This window comes from Sporolactobacillus sp. PKPK-6 (assembly GCF_056678885.1).
In genome coordinates, this window is the sequence record NZ_JBWXPA010000009.1 from 1 (window position 1) to 1,099 (window position 1,099).

Sequence of the window (1,099 nt, forward strand, 5' to 3'; positions counted from 1 at the left end):
GGAGAGGAAATGCTCTTGCAGTGACGGTATCCGGCCAGAAAGCCACGGCTAACTACGTGCCAGCAGCCGCGGTAATACGTAGGTGGCAAGCGTTGTCCGGAATTATTGGGCGTAAAGCGCGCGCAGGCGGCTTCTTAAGTCTGATGTGAAATCTTGCGGCTCAACCGCAAACGGTCATTGGAAACTGGGAAGCTTGAGTACAGAAGAGGAGAGTAGAATTCCACGTGTAGCGGTGAAATGCGTAGATATGTGGAGGAATACCAGTGGCGAAGGCGGCTCTCTGGTCTGTAACTGACGCTGAGGCGCGAAAGCGTGGGGAGCAAACAGGATTAGATACCCTGGTAGTCCACGCCGTAAACGATGAATGCTAGGTGTTAGGGGGTCCAACCCTTAGTGCTGAAGTTAACACATTAAGCATTCCGCCTGGGGAGTACGACCGCAAGGTTGAAACTCAAAGGAATTGACGGGGGCCCGCACAAGCAGTGGAGCATGTGGTTTAATTCGAAGCAACGCGAAGAACCTTACCAGGTCTTGACATCCTCTGACAAGTCTAGAGATAGGCCGTTCCCCTTCGGGGGACAGAGTGACAGGTGGTGCATGGTTGTCGTCAGCTCGTGTCGTGAGATGTTGGGTTAAGTCCCGCAACGAGCGCAACCCTTGATCTTAGTTGCCAGCATTCAGTTGGGCACTCTAAGGTGACTGCCGGTGACAAACCGGAGGAAGGTGGGGATGACGTCAAATCATCATGCCCCTTATGATCTGGGCTACACACGTGCTACAATGGGTGGTACAAAGGGCAGCGAAACCGCGAGGTCGAGCTAATCCCATAAAGCCACCCCCAGTTCGGATTGCAGGCTGCAACTCGCCTGCATGAAGCCGGAATTGCTAGTAATCGCGGATCAGCATGCCGCGGTGAATCCGTTCCCGGGCCTTGTACACACCGCCCGTCACACCACGAGAGTTTGTAACACCCGAAGTCGGTGCGAGAACCTTTATGGACTCAGCCGCCGAAGGTGGGACAAATGATTGGGGTGAAGTCGTAACAAGGTAGCCGTATCGGAAGGTGCGGCTGGATCACCTCCTTTCTAAGGAAACGATC

General features: G+C 54.1%; 1 rRNA gene. It reads left to right on the forward strand.

The features are described from left to right. Positions 1-1,085, forward strand: a 16S ribosomal RNA gene (locus AC1MBV_RS17210); the annotation flags it as partial. Between the last annotated feature and the right edge of the window lie 14 nt (positions 1,086-1,099).